Annotated in this window: 22 protein-coding genes; 12 read left to right on the forward strand and 10 right to left on the reverse strand. The window is 58.2% G+C overall.

The window, feature by feature from the left end; all coding sequences use genetic code 11:
- Positions 1-93 precede the first annotated feature (93 nt).
- Positions 94-486 carry a winged helix DNA-binding protein gene (locus FV218_RS06465; RefSeq protein ID WP_147709124.1) on the reverse strand — a complete coding sequence of 131 codons (393 nt, stop codon included), beginning with the start codon at positions 484-486 and terminating at the stop codon, positions 94-96.
- A gap of 1,058 nt (positions 487-1,544) precedes the next feature.
- Here FV218_RS06465 and FV218_RS06470 point away from each other — a divergent pair.
- Entirely contained in the window at positions 1,545-2,552 is a 1,008-nt protein-coding gene (locus FV218_RS06470; RefSeq protein WP_147709125.1) for a hypothetical protein, read from the forward strand.
- 499 nt (positions 2,553-3,051) lie between these two features.
- Positions 3,052-4,470, forward strand: a complete 1,419-nt coding sequence (locus tag FV218_RS06475) for a hypothetical protein (protein WP_187272978.1) — start codon at positions 3,052-3,054, stop codon at positions 4,468-4,470.
- A 665-nt stretch (positions 4,471-5,135) separates the two neighbouring features.
- Here FV218_RS06475 and FV218_RS23400 read toward each other — a convergent pair.
- Together FV218_RS23400 and FV218_RS06485 are read right to left on the reverse strand one after the other, a co-directional pair.
- The gene (locus FV218_RS23400) at positions 5,136-5,264 is read right to left on the reverse strand and encodes a hypothetical protein (protein ID WP_281407801.1); all 129 of its coding nucleotides are present in this window, start codon (positions 5,262-5,264) and stop codon (positions 5,136-5,138) included.
- Between the two features lie 128 nt (positions 5,265-5,392).
- The gene (locus FV218_RS06485) at positions 5,393-5,818 is read right to left on the reverse strand and encodes a hypothetical protein (protein ID WP_147709128.1); all 426 of its coding nucleotides are present in this window, start codon (positions 5,816-5,818) and stop codon (positions 5,393-5,395) included.
- A gap of 84 nt (positions 5,819-5,902) precedes the next feature.
- Between FV218_RS06485 and FV218_RS06490 the strand changes: the two genes are divergently transcribed.
- Positions 5,903-6,241, forward strand: a complete 339-nt coding sequence (locus tag FV218_RS06490) for an HU family DNA-binding protein (protein ID WP_147709129.1) — start codon at positions 5,903-5,905, stop codon at positions 6,239-6,241.
- A 7-nt stretch (positions 6,242-6,248) separates the two neighbouring features.
- On the opposite strand, the gene FV218_RS06495 is transcribed toward FV218_RS06490, so the two are convergent.
- Positions 6,249-6,806: a PAS domain-containing protein gene (locus FV218_RS06495; protein WP_147709130.1), complete on the reverse strand. Its 558-nt coding sequence runs from the start codon at positions 6,804-6,806 to the stop codon at positions 6,249-6,251.
- Here FV218_RS06495 and FV218_RS06500 point away from each other — a divergent pair, their 5' ends adjacent.
- The gene (locus tag FV218_RS06500) at positions 6,807-7,163 is read left to right on the forward strand and encodes a hypothetical protein (RefSeq protein WP_147709131.1); all 357 of its coding nucleotides are present in this window, start codon (positions 6,807-6,809) and stop codon (positions 7,161-7,163) included.
- A gap of 27 nt (positions 7,164-7,190) precedes the next feature.
- Here the strand turns inward: FV218_RS06500 and FV218_RS06505 are convergent, their stop codons facing one another.
- The 3 genes from FV218_RS06505 to FV218_RS06515 form a co-directional block, all read right to left on the reverse strand.
- A complete protein-coding gene (locus tag FV218_RS06505; protein ID WP_147709132.1) occupies positions 7,191-7,556 on the reverse strand; it encodes a hypothetical protein in 366 nt (121 codons plus the stop codon).
- A 23-nt stretch (positions 7,557-7,579) separates the two neighbouring features.
- Positions 7,580-7,714, reverse strand: coding sequence for a hypothetical protein (locus tag FV218_RS23405; protein ID WP_281407802.1), 135 nt, complete (start codon positions 7,712-7,714; stop codon positions 7,580-7,582).
- Between the two features lie 211 nt (positions 7,715-7,925).
- Entirely contained in the window at positions 7,926-8,288 is a 363-nt protein-coding gene (locus tag FV218_RS06515) for a hypothetical protein (protein ID WP_147709134.1), read from the reverse strand.
- On the opposite strand from FV218_RS06515, the gene FV218_RS22655 reads away from it, so the two are divergent.
- The 4 genes from FV218_RS22655 (at position 8,283) to FV218_RS06535 (ending at position 10,074) form a co-directional block, all read left to right on the forward strand.
- Complete coding sequence (locus FV218_RS22655; protein WP_187272979.1) at positions 8,283-8,789, forward strand: hypothetical protein; 507 nt, start codon at positions 8,283-8,285, stop codon at positions 8,787-8,789. The two genes, FV218_RS06515 and FV218_RS22655, sit on opposite strands and share 6 nt — an antisense overlap.
- Positions 8,790-8,947: 158 nt before the next feature.
- Positions 8,948-9,127, forward strand: a complete 180-nt coding sequence (locus FV218_RS06525) for a hypothetical protein (protein WP_147709135.1) — start codon at positions 8,948-8,950, stop codon at positions 9,125-9,127.
- A complete protein-coding gene (locus FV218_RS23145; protein WP_246685017.1) occupies positions 9,127-9,372 on the forward strand; it encodes a hypothetical protein in 246 nt (81 codons plus the stop codon). Before FV218_RS06525 ends, FV218_RS23145 begins: the two co-directional genes overlap by 1 nt.
- 231 nt (positions 9,373-9,603) lie before the next feature.
- A complete protein-coding gene (locus tag FV218_RS06535) occupies positions 9,604-10,074 on the forward strand; it encodes a response regulator (protein WP_147709136.1) in 471 nt (156 codons plus the stop codon).
- Between the two features lie 31 nt (positions 10,075-10,105).
- Here the strand turns inward: FV218_RS06535 and FV218_RS06540 are convergent, their stop codons facing one another.
- The gene (locus FV218_RS06540) at positions 10,106-10,462 is read right to left on the reverse strand and encodes a hypothetical protein (RefSeq protein ID WP_147709137.1); all 357 of its coding nucleotides are present in this window, start codon (positions 10,460-10,462) and stop codon (positions 10,106-10,108) included.
- 221 nt (positions 10,463-10,683) lie between these two features.
- Between FV218_RS06540 and FV218_RS06545 the strand changes: the two genes are divergently transcribed.
- Positions 10,684-11,250, forward strand: coding sequence for a PAS domain-containing protein (locus tag FV218_RS06545; RefSeq protein WP_147709138.1), 567 nt, complete (start codon positions 10,684-10,686; stop codon positions 11,248-11,250).
- Between the two features lie 16 nt (positions 11,251-11,266).
- Here the strand turns inward: FV218_RS06545 and FV218_RS06550 are convergent, their stop codons facing one another.
- Complete coding sequence (locus FV218_RS06550; protein WP_147709139.1) at positions 11,267-11,593, reverse strand: hypothetical protein; 327 nt, start codon at positions 11,591-11,593, stop codon at positions 11,267-11,269.
- Between the two features lie 332 nt (positions 11,594-11,925).
- Positions 11,926-12,228: a phosphoadenosine phosphosulfate reductase family protein gene (locus FV218_RS06555; protein ID WP_147709140.1), complete on the reverse strand. Its 303-nt coding sequence runs from the start codon at positions 12,226-12,228 to the stop codon at positions 11,926-11,928.
- Positions 12,229-12,530: 302 nt separating this feature from the next.
- Between FV218_RS06555 and FV218_RS06560 the strand changes: the two genes are divergently transcribed.
- From FV218_RS06560 to FV218_RS06570, 3 genes are all read left to right on the forward strand, one after another.
- Positions 12,531-12,989: a hypothetical protein gene (locus tag FV218_RS06560; protein ID WP_147709141.1), complete on the forward strand. Its 459-nt coding sequence runs from the start codon at positions 12,531-12,533 to the stop codon at positions 12,987-12,989.
- Between the two features lie 332 nt (positions 12,990-13,321).
- On the forward strand, positions 13,322-13,882 hold the full coding sequence (gene umuD / locus FV218_RS06565; RefSeq protein ID WP_246685018.1) for a translesion error-prone DNA polymerase V autoproteolytic subunit: 561 nt from the start codon (positions 13,322-13,324) through the stop codon (positions 13,880-13,882).
- 3 nt (positions 13,883-13,885) lie between these two features.
- A complete protein-coding gene (locus FV218_RS06570) occupies positions 13,886-15,145 on the forward strand; it encodes a Y-family DNA polymerase (protein ID WP_147709142.1) in 1,260 nt (419 codons plus the stop codon).
- Positions 15,146-15,167 lie beyond the last annotated feature (22 nt).

A 15,167-nucleotide genomic window follows, 5' to 3' on the forward strand; every position in this document is an offset into this window, starting at 1 on the left:
ATACGAGATTCGCCGGAGGTCACCTTCAAAATTCGCAAGCATAGACGTATCAAACATAATAAAGTCTCTTTAAAAAATGGATAGATTTGGTGGCTAGGCAATAGGCTTGCGGGAAATTGGTTCGGCAACCGGAACCCGGTCGAGAGCCCCTAACGGATCTCTTCCAGTAACCCGTTGAAATATAGCTTTTGAAGCAATTTTTCCACTAGGGGTAAGCCAGTACAATTTCCGCCGACGATCTGATTCGTCTGTTGTCGTCGCAATCCATCCCAAGTGAACTTCGAGATAGGTCAATACTTTAGATGTTTCTGACTTATCTTTAGCAATTTTGTCAGAGATTTCACCCCCTGATAAAAGACCAGAATGCATCGTGACCACTAACATGGCCTCCGTTTGCACGCCGCTCAATTCCGCGGTTATCTCTCGCGCGCGTTCGAATACCTGTTTCGCTTCTACAAATTCAGCTACGTAAGGGGGTCTGGCCACGGCGCATCATCAACTCCATGTCCGTCGGGATAGTCATACAGTTTCCATTCGTCAACCATTTTTTGGCGTGCTCGTTGTGTCTCGCACGACGGTCCTTTGCAAATCCGCAAAGCCCATGGTTCGACCAATCATACACTTAAGGTGAACAAGGACTTGGCCATCATAGTGTCATAGAACTGCTGCGATACCCAGCTCTCCGAGACGATTACCGAAACAGGCATGGCGCCCATCAAACCCGAACAACAAAGTTTTGTTATCCTGATTTTCGCTTTTTCGAGGATGTGATCAAAAACGGATTGGTGATCACTCGGCCGGTCGTGGGCGCTTCGGTAATCCGTAGAACGATCTCGTCGTGAGCAGGATCGAGAACTGTTTGGTGGTAATCGAGGCTATCTGTGAGAACATAGTCAACCGAATGTCTCTCTGGACCATCCCAAAAATACGCTTGACGTAAACGACATCGAGGGGCGAATAGAGGGTACCGGGATGGTCTGCGACACCCTTGAAGATCCGGATATCGCGCTCTTCGAGAACGTCATCGAGAACCGTATGAAGGTGACCGAGACGGCCCGCTCGAACATCCATGGCGAGCGTGTCACTCGGCGGTAAAGGTTGTCGAGGATCGTATCCTGACCGACGCAACCGAGTTCGAGAAGGTCGACGAGGTTGGTTGCCGAGGATAGTATCCTGACCGAGGACATCTCCGATCACCGCAGGACCGGCGTCCAACCGTACGACACTGAGCAAAAGGCCGTTTCCTTCAGCAGAGGGACGCCGAACAAGCCCCACCGCTCGCTCGCATGTGTTGGGTTAGCGTCAGCGTCACTGTTCGCCCAGCACCCACGTAGGAGCGTCGGGCGAACAGCGGTATACGAGGATAAGGCACGCCTCAAAAACGTGTTGACAACCTGAATCTCCCGTCTTAGAGCGATTTTGTCCGCGGCGGCAGCTCAATTTTCTGGGATGCCGCAACAAGCAGCGATCATACACTTTCGGTTCGACCTAACGGTGCGCCAGCATATTGGCGCGGCCGTGAAATTCTTTTGGAGATTTTATTAATGTCTATCAACCTTTCTCAAGCGGAAGCATTCCGCAGCAGGGCTCTTCATCCAAACACAGGCGAACACGAGGCGAGAACCGCTTCCATGATGTTCTGCAAGTGTCTGGCTTTATCGGATTTGAAGGAAAGTCCAATCCGCACGATTGCTATCGATCCTGCTGATCGCAGTGAGTTGGATTCGGTCAAGGAAATGCTCCGGCAAGCTCAGGACGATCTTAAGAAATCGAGGCAAGATTTTCTTGCTGAACAGGCGGCTCATTCCGCAGGTAGGCGCATGTGGGAGGCGCACTGCGTAGGGTTCAAAGAGATTGGAGAACGCGCGATTCGGCTTCTCGCCGAGAATGAGCAGTTGCGTGCAGAGGCGGCAAAACAAGACGAAGTAGGCGGCTCCTCCGATACCGGAACCAAGTTCGTCTCATTCGAAAGCGTCTCGGTTAGAGCCGAGCGCACGTTTAGTCGCAAACGGTGGATGTCGGCGTTCGCGTTCAACGTCGGACTATCGATCCACGAACTGCGCGCTTGGAAAACCGTGGGCATTTTCCCTGCGGCCCTGGCGATGAAGCTCGAACATCTGACGGAAGATCAGACTAAACCTGCATCGCGTCAGACTTGGACGACGGAGGAAAGTGCGCGTCTCAAAGCCGTTCTGGCTGAGGGAGCGACAAACCTCGTCGCCGCGGCGAAACTCTCGGCAGAATTCGGACGCCCTCTACACGAAACGAGCATTGTCGGGGCTAGGCGTCGAATTCGACAGATGGAACTCGACGATGCGAGTCAGAAAGATTCGATAGATCCCGAACCCAGCAACGGTAGGCGCAGCGCATCTCGAACTGGCACGCCTAATCTTGCCCGTAAAGATCTCAGGCAACGCGTCAACCCCAAATCCGCCCAGAAAACTTCGTCCGATGCCTGTTTGAGATCGGCTGAGGAAGAAAACTCGATTGTTCGTTCACGAGAGCAAATCTGCAACTTCATAAAGCTGCGAGGAGATGTATTGCATCGATGAGCGAAGCGAAGCGGTGAATTACATCTCCGTAGCCCGTGGATCTGGAGGCAGCGCCGAACAGGTCCGCGCACTGAGCATACATTCCGATGTATCTCAAAGTATGTGTGTGCTAAATCCCAGTCTTATTGATCTGGCTTGGTGGCGAGGGAGAAGTCATTTTGAATTCGACAACGACATCTTGATCGCTAAGACCGCAATCAGTGCGCGGACGCCTTCGGCTTTGCCTACGGGTCCACGAGACAACGCGTACTGACTGAGTGTTCCAGTTCGCTCTGCTCACTGACTCACTCAGTTCTGCATCGCGTTGTCGCTTCGTAAATTCGAATGAGTTCAGACCTCGCTCGACCTTGAAACAAATTTACAAAAAATATGTCCGATATCTTATTATAAGACAGGCAGCGGACATATTTTAGCTCCGAGTGAAACATCAATTCAAATGGAACCTATTCATATCAAGATTTTAACTGGTCCACCCGGTAGTGGGAAGTCTTACAGCCTTATGGAAGAAATCGCGGCGTCGCCTCGCAACGTGTTGTGGGCGTCAGCGCGCACCGATCTGTGTGACGAACAGGCAGAGGACTTGCATAAGCTTGTCATAGAGCACGGACGGCAGATGAATGTCATGGCGGTGCATTCTGCGCAACCAAAAGAAAAAGGGTCGGTTTCGAGAAGAATTTCGGCTGCGCTCGAAAATTACGTTGGATACGCTAATACCGCGCTGATGATAACCCACGAGTCTCTATTTCGCATCGAAACTCGTCTTCTTGAAAGATGGCATGTCGTGATTGACGAGGTTCCAACTGGATGCGTTTCGTCCGGAAGGTTCTCAGCTCCAGTAACCTGGAAATCACTTGAGTTTTACTACGATCTCCTCCCTACGAGCGTTGGCAACCGTTACCTAGTTCGGTGTCGAGATGGCATCGACCAGATCACCGCTAGTATGATTTCAGCAGAAGCCAGTGAAGTTTCCATGTTTCACAAGTTGGCGTCGAATCGAAACCGAAAAATCTTCGTCGATATTGCATCTTGGGAGGATGCAAAAAGCTTAACAGCGCCTGTAAAATGGTGGTCGGTCTGGACACCTGTAGAAATCCACAATGCCGCATCTATCGCAATTGCCGGATCAGGGTATTTCAAAAGTCTGATCTGCCGTGCCTCCGAGAAACTCGGCGTAGACATCGTCTATGAAACAATCAAAAAATGCGGTGGGTCCTTTCGGTCGAAACAAAAATGGTCGATTCATTACTACACTCGCCACACCGGCTCAACAATTTACTGGCAAGAGCCTGACGGACGGAAAGGTCTGGCGAAAATTTCGCAGCATTTGGAGAGCATTGGCTTCGAGGGATATTGGGCTAGCAATTCCGACATTGAAAACTTTTTCTTTGGTCGATTAGACGGTGTTCATTGCTTGCCAAAGCAAGCCTGCACCAATTCGCTTCGACATCATGAGTCGTGCGCATACATTTATTCCAACAAAGCGCAAGATTCTGATGCGCCAATAATGGAAATTCTAGATATTGATTCTGAAGATGTTTTGGCCTCGCGCGAACATGAGGATATTATCCAATTCGTTATGCGTGGGAAGGCTAGAGAATCAACGTATGATGGCCATTATAACGTCTACCTCTACAGCCTCGATCAGGCAGAAATGTTGAAGGATTATCTGGAGGATAATTGCTTAGCAGGCGAGGTCAATCTCATCGCTGAAGAAAATGCGGGGTTGATTGATGTTATAAGACCGAGGAAGAAAGCGGAAATCAGTCTTGTGTCTCGCAGAATAAGCCAGGAGGAACTGACAGTGGAGCGGAGAAAAAAAGACGCGGTACGCAAGCATGCCGCCCGGGAACGTTCGAGAGCAGCGGCGATTATGGAAGGTAATTACAAGCCTCCCGGAAGACCGCGGAAGTCGCTGTGAAGGTTCAAAGAGCTTGTTTCTTGATACAAACACAGCGGAATCGCCAGGGTAACGTATCGATAACCGCTGAAAGAGGCTCCATAAGCAGCCCCGCCGCCCGATCTGATCACGGGCCGGCGGGGAGGATCGTCCATCTCACGCTGAGCCGGTACGCAACTTGGCTTAACGCCAGGATGGAAGGTGCCGGTTAGCCTCGGCTCAACGCGCCGGCCGGGGCCGATCCCGAAACGGGATCACGCGGGCTGCGGCCGGGCGAGCAGGACAGCGGTGCGGGGCGGCCCGCTTTTCCATCCATACCCTCTAAACCGCCTTCGTCCGGTCCGCCTTCACCCAAAATCCCCACTGCCCAACGCCTGAAGCAACTCCCGCCCGGCCGGCGTGAGGAAGTGCCCCATCTCCCCAGGCCTTGCCGCGTGCCACCGGGCCTGTCGTTCTTCGACGTAGCCGAGTTCGATCAGGGCCGGCATGGAGGACGGGTGGGCTGAGAGCCGGAGCCCGCGCGGATGAAGGGCGACGGCGCGCAGGGCTAACAGCGCTCGGGCTTTAATGGGCTGGGCCGTCACACAGTCTCCGGTCGGGCGATGAGACGCCGCCATGTGTCCGAAGTCGCCCCGAACAGGCATTCGCCACCGGCAACGACCTTGCTGCGCTAGTCGATGACAGCTTCACCGCCGCTTTCCGTAGGGTCGCCGCCAGGGATTTGCTTCCTTCAGCATCCAGAACCCAATGCGGACATAGGCGAGCCACACCAGCAGGTGGCGGCGCACGCCAGTCGGGGCGTTGTCATCAGACATGTCGGCATTTCCGAACAGCGCCCCTCGCGCCGGTTTTCCTGGTACGTACGTACTGGTAAAAATCGGGGGCGATAGCCGTGCGGGCCTCACATCTCCGTGCGGGGTGACTCATGCCGCCCTCTCGTTCGTCATCCGTTGGGGCCACCGAACAGATCCCCATCCGCGCGCCTGCGGAACAACGTCCGCCACCGCCTGCGCTTGTGCTCGGGCCGGTCGTGGTTGATGTGACAGCGCTGGCAGAGGGCAACGAGGTTGGCGTCGGCGTTGTTAGCGGTGTCGTGGTCGCGATGCGCGGCGGCCAGAACTACCTTCGTGCGCCGTAGGCCCTCAAGCTCGTCCAGGCGGGGCAGGACGGCCACGGAGCGTCCCCGCCCGTCTCGCCATGCTCCACAGGCTGCGTCCCACCAGCGGCCATCCCTGAGGCAGTAGACGAAGCGCTTATGCGGGCGCCCGCATCCCTCACATGCCCCGCCGGCCCGGCGGAACCGGATCACGTCCGAGAGTTGGGGCCAGTCGATGGGATAATAGTAGCGGTGCTCGCGCCGGATCGGCATCGCGGGTCTCGGATACGGGCCTTGCACCGCTTACCACCCGAGAGCCATCTTGAACCAGAGTCATCGCACCGTCATGACTGCATCATGATCAAATCCGAATTGATCCTCCGCGTCGCCGAGGAGAACCCCCACCTCTCCGAAGCCAACATCGAGCGAATCGTGAACACGATCCTCGGTCGGATCTCGGATGCGCTGATAGCCGGCGACCGGGTGGAGCTACGCGGTCTCGGCGCGTTCACGGTGAAGGAGCGCAGTCCGCGCATTGCCAGGAACCCAAGGACCGGCGAGGCGGTGAAGATGGGCACGAGGCGCCTGCCGGTGTTCAAGACCGGAACGGTGATGCAACGCCGCCTGAACACCTCGGAGGTCGTCACGGGCGTGGAGTTGGACGCCGAGGTCGAACGGCTGTTGCGGACCTCGTGAGGCGATCCTAGTTCCCACGACGCTGCGCGAGCGCGCGACCAATCCCTGATAGTAGGGCCTCTGTGAGATATCGGAGGTCTGATCGGTCACTTCGCTTGATCGCAGCATGTGCCTCGATACAGTGATCAGCAGCAGTGATTAGAGGATCATCCTGGATCTGAGGAAGCGATGCAGCCGGGATGAAGGATTTGGCATGGGTATCGGTGGTATCGATATAGGCGCCTGATCCCTGCATCATTCCAGCATGGTCTGGAACAAGCGTTCCTCGGTTCAGAACCCAGCGAACATCACCCGTAGCAGTCAGAACCCGAAACTCAGCAGAGAACGGCCCACCAGTCTGCCGCACCCGCCTGATTCGCTCAAATACCCACGGCCGATCCTCAGGATGCGTACGTGCCAATGCCGCTTCGACAGGAAGCGGCTTGCCGGCGAGACTGACATTTCCAGCAAGCAAGGATGCTGCGCCTTCATCAAGGATCGATAGGCCAGCAGCGACGTTGGTATTCCACGTACCCACAAAACCAGCAGCCATCAGTGCTGGACCCGCCGTGTCACGCAGGATCATATGGCCCTCCCGGCGGCAATCCCATTATTTTTGATCACACAATTCGGGGGCAATCAGCTCGTCTCGTTTGATATGGAAAATTATCGTTCTGTGCGGTATAGCGCAAAAAGGTTCTTTATGGCGAGCGATGATGAATTCAGGGACTGCTCTGACCACTCGACTGATCGCGCACGCCAAATCGCTCAAATTCTCGGCTGCCCATTAGAGGCACTTTCAGGCCCGACTTTCTCGTGGTTCGACCAAACTGGTGAGCTACTGCGGATTTGGTCCACTATCGCGCATGAGCAGGACCGTAAGAAAGTGCTGAGTTTCGTTCGTATGATCGCAGATCAAGCCGCCGATCAGCAGGGGACCTGACACTTCAGTAAATCCCTGCAATGGGTGTTACCCCTGATGCTCGCCAGCGGCGGCTCGCGTCGTGCCCCATACGACGTGAGGCTCTTCGGAAGCCCGTATCACCACCGTCGCAACGCTCGCATCCATCTCATCCCGAATGACTGCGACCGCATGCGGATTGGCCTGAGCCTGATTGGATTGGGCCAGCATGACCTGAGCCTTCCCTTTGGCCAGCGCCACAGCAATGTCTGCCGTGTCCGTAACAGTACCTACGTCGTCCCATTCGGACAGGCTGTCGGCATGAACGTCGATGAAAAATCGTGGCAACGGGCTACCCTCGGCGAAAGGCGTGATCGCCCAGCGAAATAACCGGAGGGGCATAGTTTCAATGCGTACGGAGCCGTACGGTTTCATACGATCAGATTATTTGCTCAATTTCAGTCAATCGCTGGAAAATGCTCAATGAGCCGCAGCCCGTCCCAGAGTTCTACGGCGTGGTCATCGACCATCGCCTTTGCGGCTTCCATGGCGTGGGCATCGTCATCGACAACGATGCGAAGAACGCTCGCCACCGCACCATCCTTCTCCAAAAGGATCACCCGATAAACGGGGGCGGGGGGCTCACTTAGCGAGTCTGTGCGTGGGTGATTGGTGTCTAGCATGAGCAAGCCCTCAACGTCAGGCGGGAGCGCACGCTTCACTCAGTCACCGGGACCCGTTCTGGACCTGATGATGTCCGAACTTAGCACCTGCGTTCGGCGTCGTACATCGGTAGGCCGCCCCTCAAACCAAGGCGCTACCGGGCGGCAGATCGTTTTGGTTACGAGACTGAAACGCGTCCCAGTAGTAGAACCCCGCCGCGAGTTCCGGGGTGATCATGAATGGCGCCGATCCCTGAACCTTTGAGGCCGCGAAATCCGGCCCGAACTCCATCATGAGGCTATTCGGAGCGTCCTTCCCGGATACCGTGATGTAGGTGCGCGCCAGACCGTTCGAGCAGGTCAGCGTGAAAGGGTAGACGGCTCGCGCCTTGCCCTTGGACAGGATGATGGTGCCACCGGCCTCGGTCGTGAACCGTATCTCGTTCGTCGTCGTCGTGGTGCCGCGATAGATGCCGAGCCGGTCCGGGCATTCGACGGCTTGCACGGGGTTCACAACGAGGTCGCCCGTGTCGAAGACGAGATCACCCCTGCCACCGCGACCACCCTCGCGGGGCTTCGGTTGCAGGCAGAGATCGCTTTATCTTGCATTGATGAAACGGACGCGGTGGTCCTCGTCTGGAGTGTCGTTAGTGGTGTTCGGACCGTGGCGGCCAGAGCGATGAGCAACGTTCACACCTACACCCCTCGCCGGCCCGCCCCGGCGCCCAGACCCCGGTTGTCGTTCAACGACACGGAGACCCGCCAGCGGATCGAAGAGGCCGCGCAATCCGCCCTCGATACCGCTGAGCGCCTGATCGCGCTGCTCGATCATCTCGAAACCGACCCTGACCGAGAGGAGGGCGGCGACGCTGAGCCGTCCCTTGGTGCCCCGGAACACCACGCTTCGCAGATCGCGTGGCTTCGCGGCACGCCCTTCGACCATGAAGGGAATTCATCTGAACACTGGCAAACCCGATCCAATGAGCGCCAGCCCGGCAATGATTAATATTCCCCCTATCACCTCAAATACCTTTTGCCGTTTTGGATCATCTCCCGCGGGGTAGATCAGAATTAATCCCAAGAAGACACATAAAACACTTACGATAACCACTGTTAGCGCCCCCGCCGGCTTCTTCCTGAGAAGCAAAGCAAGGATTTCTCCAAATGAAGACTGCGATTACCATGCGCGCCACACTGGCGCTCGGCTTCCCCTCGTCCATCGCCCTCGGCCTCGGCCGGATGCGTCGTCTCCATCGAGTGCTACTGGCCCGCGCCGGCCACGAGGCGGGACGCGGCAACGTCATCACCGCCGCGATCCTTCTCGCTGTCTACATGGCCTCGTGATGCGCACCGCCCCCGCCATCCGCCAGCACCAGACGCTCCCCACGCTCAAGGATCTCGTGGCCCTCCTTGGCGTCAGCCTCGATGCGTGGCGGCTGCGCCAGATCAATGCCGGTCTGCAACGCGCCATTGCGCGCGACGATGCCCCTGCCGTGGCGCGTTGCATCACCACGGCAGCAGGACGAGGCGCAGATCTCGCGCGCATCATGGACCAGTCAGGGTACAGCGATCCGAGGACGGTGGTGTAATACATTCGCAGGGCGAACGGCTTCAAAGATTACAGCGGGAGCGGGTTTCTGCAGGCGAAAGTCTAAACGAGCCCGGCTGAGTTTCCTTGTCCGTTTCGTATCCGGAAATGGAATGACAAGGGAGAAACGCAGCAGCCAACTTCGTGACGCCTCCAAGAGGAAAGAACGTTAAACCTCATAGTGATACAGCCACATGCAGCGGCGAACGCGCGCGTCAATGGGGTTTTTCATATGATCGGCGCGCCGAGATTTCCAGATCTCTCAGCAATCGTCGTTGATGAAAGCCTCTACGTTCGCCGTATCGTTCGCGATATGCTGCAGCGTACCGGCATCAGACGGATACAGGAGGCAATCGATGGGGCTGAAGCACTTGGCTGTATGGCCGAGTCTCGACCCGATCTAGTAATATTGGATTGGGATCTAGATATTCTTTCAGGCGAAGAAGTCATCCGCCTCATCCGAAACGCAGATACCTCTCCAGCTCCAACTGTACCCCTAATCCTAATGATGGCTCAGCCACGTAAGGACAGAGTCGAGCGCGCTGTCCGCATGGGCGTCAACGAGGTCATCGCCAAACCGTTCTCCCCTAAGACGCTGTGGTCCCGCCTCGACGAGGTAATCAACCGGCCAAGGCCATACGAGAGTGCCAAAGGCTTGCTACGTCCCAAACCCAGGCAGTTCGCCGGTGCAATGGCTTTCTAGGGCGACCAGTGCAGGCCCGCTTCGGTCGCATCTACGGCAAAGCACGCCTAAGGTCGGTGGCCGATCTCCCCTTCGCAGCGTCGCGAACGATCTGAAGGCATCGGAGGCGTTCCTGCTGGTCCTTGATGCAGGTGAAGGCTTCGAGAAGATCGAGGCGCTCGCGAGCCAGTACGGGGTCGAAAGCGTCCTTCGGAGGGTGTTCCCTCACCGCAGACTCGGAGGGGCATGACGCCTTGGAAAATTCATCAGGCGAAATGCCAAGCTGTTGAGCGATCTGCTCTAGCAGGCTCCGGCTGCGGCTTAGGGTGATGCTATCGATCTCAGAGTTCGTTTCTGTGTCGGAGAGCAGGGATGCAGCCCCCTCCGTGGGGGTCAGTTTGCGGCCCATGGCCGATCCTTCACAATATGTGCCGCACGGCGGCATCTCGTAGCGCGCACCATTGGGTTGGATACGGAAGCGTGGCCATATAATGGCTATTTTGTTTCTGAGCTTAGCGCCAACTACCTAGCCGTAAAAAAACCTCACGCATCCGTGAGAAGGCGGTCTGGTAAAATCCGGAGGTGGTAGTGGGACGGGGCGAAACTGATGCTGCGAATGCATCGCAGATCATGTTGCAGGATACCATCGACAGACTCGACGTGATTGGCCGATGGGATTGGGACATCGGCAATGATCGCGTCTACGCGGATGCGACGGTCGCCCTTCTCTTCAGCGTCGATCCAGCTTTGGCTGAAGCCGGCACTCCCATCGTCCACTTTTTGAACGGCATGCATTCCGAGGATCGCGAGGAAACCGTTCGGTTGATCACTCGATGTGCCGAAGGGGGGCGTTCCTATCTAGCTGAGTACAGAGTCATTTCAGCCGATGGCAACACGCGATTGCTGCTCGCACGGGGCCACTTCACCCTGGATCAAGATGGTGTCCCCAAACGGGGTAATGGTATCCTAATTGACGTTACCCAGAAGCGAATCGAAGAAGTAGAGCACGCTTCGGGGGCAGTCCTGCATTCAGATCACCCACTCAACCGCGCGGCCGAGCACTGCTTGGCTGCCCACAAAGCCCTTAACGAGATGCCGAAATCGGTTTTACATCATATGAGCGCTACGCTCCTGATGGAAATCGGGCGTCAAATCGTGAGCTTCGACAGAGCCGAGTATCTCAGAAAACTGAACTAACCCGTAAAACACGAAATTACGGCTTTGGCGGCGGCCTCCGGAATGATCCGGAGGTGTCCGGACTTTGTTTGCTCGGAGAACGCCTACAGTTCACCGGCATGAGCGCGGTTTCCTCACCGAGAGGTCCACCGAGCACCATGAAGACCCCATTCATCCGCGCACGCTCGCCTTTCAGGGAGCGGACCTTTGGATTGATTTGATTGATGCGGTCTGGCGTCGCTTCCGCAGAGATCCCGGAATTCGCCGGCATGCCGAAGCGGCTGTACGTCTGCGCGATGACATACCTGCGCCCGCTGCCCTCAATGAGGATTTTGACGTAGCCGTCCGGCTTGAAATCGTTCACCTCAGGGCCGTGCAAACGCCAGAAGCGGCTCTCAACCTTCAGGACATGGAAACGACGCGCTCCAGGGCTCCCCGGCGCGTCGGTTGTCAGTTCTAGACCGTCCAGCCTGCATCCGAGGACCGGATCAGCGACTGCTGCACATACGGCCAAACCTGCTCCAACTAATCCGATCCAAACGGCGCGCACGTCGTTGCTCCGCTGTTGGGAGATTGAGGGAGGGTTAACGGCCTATAAACGAATTGGTAGGCATTTCGAAATTCAGAAGCTCTGGTGCGCCCGAGCCACACATCGAAAGGGCCTGAGACATGATCACAGTGACCTTCATCGGCATGTTAGCCGCTGCCCTGACTGCTGCGGCAGTCGGCGCGATCAGCGATCCAAGCGCCAGATAGGTCGCCCACACCGAGGCGGCGGAATTTCGGTGGGTAGATCAGGCACTCCACGCTATCGCTGTAGCCCTCGGCGTACTGCGGGGGCAGGGCCAAGTGATGACCCGCGACGTAAGCGAACACGTCGGCTTCCGACCATGAGACGAGGGGCATCACCACATCGACGGTGGTAGGAAGGTTCGACCTGAGGCCCGGAACGCCGCCGGAAAGACACACGCTCACGAGGAGGGTCGGGATGCCGGGCACGGGTCCGATCCTGAGGATCGGCTGCGCATAGCAGTCGGCAAAGAATCGTGAGGCAGCAGGAATGCCACGGCAGAGGACTCAGCGAGTGTTATCCCCTGACCTTCCAAATCGCTCTGCCTCTGGCTTGGCGGGACCCCTCGTGCACCGCCGCAACATGGTTAACGGTGTGTTGCCGTTCGCATCCTGTTCCGGTTGTGGAAAACTCCAGAAACAGTCAGTTTGCCCTTGAAGCGGGGCACATCATGCACATTCGAGCCGGGGAACGGCTGCGTCTCACACTGTGGGGCGCGGGGAGCCGTGCTATGGTCAGTCTCAACACCTACGGCGTGACCCAGCCCGCTTTTGAGGGCCTGGACCCGGCCGAGGATGGGTTCACATACGACGTGACCTCGTGGCTGCACGATGGGATCAACACCCTCACGGTGGTGCTCATCGGACAGCCGGAAGACGCGCCGTTCCGGATGGCCATCGCACACGCCGATCACCCGGAGCACGTTCTCGACGAGGCTGATTTCCTGCCCTTGGCGACGCCATGGCGCCTATGGACATTACGCGTCGAACGAGCGCCCGCGGTGGTGCGCGCAATCGCAGGCTTCGCCCTCACCCATCCGGAACGGGCGTTGGGCGTTCAGAGCGAGCCCGGTCCGTCAGGGCGCGGCATATCCTTGCGCACCGACCAGATCATGGCGCCCGTGTCGCTCGTTAGAATCGATACGCCGGACCACCCCTCCAGCGCGGCTTCAGCCAGAAATGTCCCCTGAGCGATAGCCTGCTCGGCAGAGGTGGCCTCGACCCAGGCATGCTGGGTTTCAATCGGACCTTGGCCTTTCAGCGGACGACGCAAGGTCCGTAGCTGGAAACGCCCCATGGCAGACAAGCCTACGGATTGTAGCATCTGCGATTGGTAAAACTCATTCAGGCTCAGTCACATACCCGAAACGAGCTCCGCTGAAGCCCTCCACAGCGGATATCCGAGTTATCCCCAGAATTAACAGGGCCGTCGCGATCTTATCGCTTGACGGCAGAACGGTGTGGACCTTTCCGCACGTTGCACGTTTGGTTTCTGTAACAGAAATCAAACGGATCAGTCGCCATGTCCACGACGACCCCAAGGGGCGGCGCGCGCCCAAATGCAGGCCGTCGAAAGAGCGAGCCGACCAAGGTCGTGCGCCTGCCGGTGGAGATCGCGGACTTGGCGCGCCGGATCGCGGCGCGTGGCGGCACCTCCGGTGGCATTGCCGCCTTCCTGAAGCTGGACGGCACCTCGACGGCCGAGGTGCCGTATGTGACGGCGTCCGTGGCTTGCGGCTTCCCATCCCCGGCCGAGGACAGCCTTGAGAGCCCGCTGGATTTCAACGAGCTGGTGGGCGCGCGGCTGCCATCGGTGTTCGCCGTGGGTGTGGCTGGCGAAAGCATGCTCGGGGCCGGCCTCTACCCCGGCGATGTGGCCGTGGTGGACAAGGCGAAAACGCCCACGCATGGCTGCATCGTCGTTGCCTGCCTCAACGGCGAGTTCACGATGAAGCGCTTCCTGAAGAAGCGCGGCCGGGTCGTCCTCCACCCCGAGAACCTTGCCTTCCCAGACATCGAGGTGCCCGACGAGGCCGAGTTCGAGGTGTGGGGCGTCGTCACGCATTCGTTCCGTCGCTTCTAGGCCATGGGCGCACCCATCGCCCTCGTGGACTGCAACAACTTCTACGCCTCGTGCGAACGGCTGTTTCAGCCGGCGCTGCGCGGTAAGCCGGTGGTGGTGCTGTCCAACAATGATGGATGCGTCATAGCGCGGTCGAACGAGGCCAAAGCCCTCGGGATCAAGATGGGCGACGCCTGGCACCTGCGCCGCGACGAGTTCGAGCGCTGGGGCGTTCAGGTCCGTAGCTCGAACTACACCCTCTACGGCGACCTCTCGGCGCGTGTGATGCGGGTGCTCAGCGATTTCACCCCCGATCTGGAGGTGTACAGCATTGACGAGGCGTTCCTCGGCCTCACCGGCTTTGCCGATCCGGAGACCCATGCCCGTCGGTTGCGGGAAACGGTCGGCCTCAACACCGGCATCCCGGTGTGCGTCGGCATCGGCCCGACTAAGACCCTCGCCAAGGTCGCCAACCGCACCGCGAAGAAAGAGCCCGGCTCCGGGGGCGTCTGCTACCTCGTCGACGAGGCCGCTCAGACGGCGGCCCTCGCCCGGCTGGATCTCGGCGATGTCTGGGGCATCGGGCACCGCCTCCAGCACCATCTTGCGGGCATGGGGATCACGACCCCGCTTCACCTCCGGGAGGCCTGCCCAACGATGATCCGCCGGCGGTTCAACGTGGTGGTGCAGCGGACCGTGATGGAGCTTCAGGGAATCCCCTGCATCGACCTCGAACACGGGAGCCCCGATGCCAAGACCATCTGCACGTCGCGCAGCTTCGGCCGGGCCGTGGAGGGCTTCGACGAGTTGGCCGAGGCGCTGACCGCCTACACCTCCTACGCGGCCCAGAAGCTGCGCCGGCAGGGCCTCGCCACGGCCTCGATCACCGTCATGCTGACCACCAACCGGCATAAGCCCGAGGATGCCCAGTACCACGCCACAAGGTCCGTTCGGCTCACCATTGGCACTAGCGACACCGCTCGGTTGATCCGAGCTGCTCTCTGGGGACTGAAGGGCATCTATCGACCGGGCTTTCGCTACAAGAAGTGCGGCATCCTCCTGCTCGACCTCCACCCGGCCGCCACCGTGCAGGGCTCACTGTTCCTCCAGCCGGATCAGCCCCGGCGCGTGCAACTCATGGCCACCGTGGACGCCCTGAATGCTCGATACGGCAAAGACCGGGTGCGCTACGCGGCATCCGGCATGGACCGCCCCTGGAAGCTCCGGGCCGAGCACCTTTCGCAGCGGTACACGACCCGGTGGGGCGAGCTGTTGAGCGTGTGAGAAGCGCACCCTGATCATCATA

The organism is Methylobacterium sp. WL69 (assembly GCF_008039485.1).
Lineage (GTDB): Bacteria > Pseudomonadota > Alphaproteobacteria > Rhizobiales > Beijerinckiaceae > Methylobacterium.

Excerpts from the sequence above, each read along its gene's own strand:
- FV218_RS06475 (WP_187272978.1), top strand. The coding sequence starts at position 3,052 with ATGGAAGAAATCGCGGCGTCGCCTCGCAACGTGTTGTGGGCGTCAGCG.
- FV218_RS06525 (WP_147709135.1), top strand. The coding sequence starts at position 8,948 with ATGAAGACTGCGATTACCATGCGCGCCACACTGGCGCTCGGCTTCCCC.
- FV218_RS06490 (WP_147709129.1), top strand. The coding sequence starts at position 5,903 with ATGATCAAATCCGAATTGATCCTCCGCGTCGCCGAGGAGAACCCCCAC.
- FV218_RS06545 (WP_147709138.1), top strand. The coding sequence starts at position 10,684 with ATGTTGCAGGATACCATCGACAGACTCGACGTGATTGGCCGATGGGAT.
- FV218_RS06535 (WP_147709136.1), top strand. The coding sequence starts at position 9,604 with ATGATCGGCGCGCCGAGATTTCCAGATCTCTCAGCAATCGTCGTTGAT.
- FV218_RS06485 (WP_147709128.1), bottom strand. The coding sequence starts at position 5,818 with ATGCCGATCCGGCGCGAGCACCGCTACTATTATCCCATCGACTGGCCC.
- FV218_RS06560 (WP_147709141.1), top strand. The coding sequence starts at position 12,531 with ATGGTCAGTCTCAACACCTACGGCGTGACCCAGCCCGCTTTTGAGGGC.
- FV218_RS06540 (WP_147709137.1), bottom strand. The coding sequence starts at position 10,462 with ATGGGCCGCAAACTGACCCCCACGGAGGGGGCTGCATCCCTGCTCTCC.
- FV218_RS06505 (WP_147709132.1), bottom strand. The coding sequence starts at position 7,556 with ATGAAACCGTACGGCTCCGTACGCATTGAAACTATGCCCCTCCGGTTA.
- umuD (WP_246685018.1), top strand. The coding sequence starts at position 13,322 with ATGTCCACGACGACCCCAAGGGGCGGCGCGCGCCCAAATGCAGGCCGT.
- FV218_RS23400 (WP_281407801.1), bottom strand. The coding sequence starts at position 5,264 with ATGTCTGATGACAACGCCCCGACTGGCGTGCGCCGCCACCTGCTGGTG.
- FV218_RS06570 (WP_147709142.1), top strand. The coding sequence starts at position 13,886 with ATGGGCGCACCCATCGCCCTCGTGGACTGCAACAACTTCTACGCCTCG.
- FV218_RS06470 (WP_147709125.1), top strand. The coding sequence starts at position 1,545 with ATGTCTATCAACCTTTCTCAAGCGGAAGCATTCCGCAGCAGGGCTCTT.
- FV218_RS23145 (WP_246685017.1), top strand. The coding sequence starts at position 9,127 with ATGCGCACCGCCCCCGCCATCCGCCAGCACCAGACGCTCCCCACGCTC.
- FV218_RS06495 (WP_147709130.1), bottom strand. The coding sequence starts at position 6,806 with ATGATCCTGCGTGACACGGCGGGTCCAGCACTGATGGCTGCTGGTTTT.
- FV218_RS06500 (WP_147709131.1), top strand. The coding sequence starts at position 6,807 with ATGGCCCTCCCGGCGGCAATCCCATTATTTTTGATCACACAATTCGGG.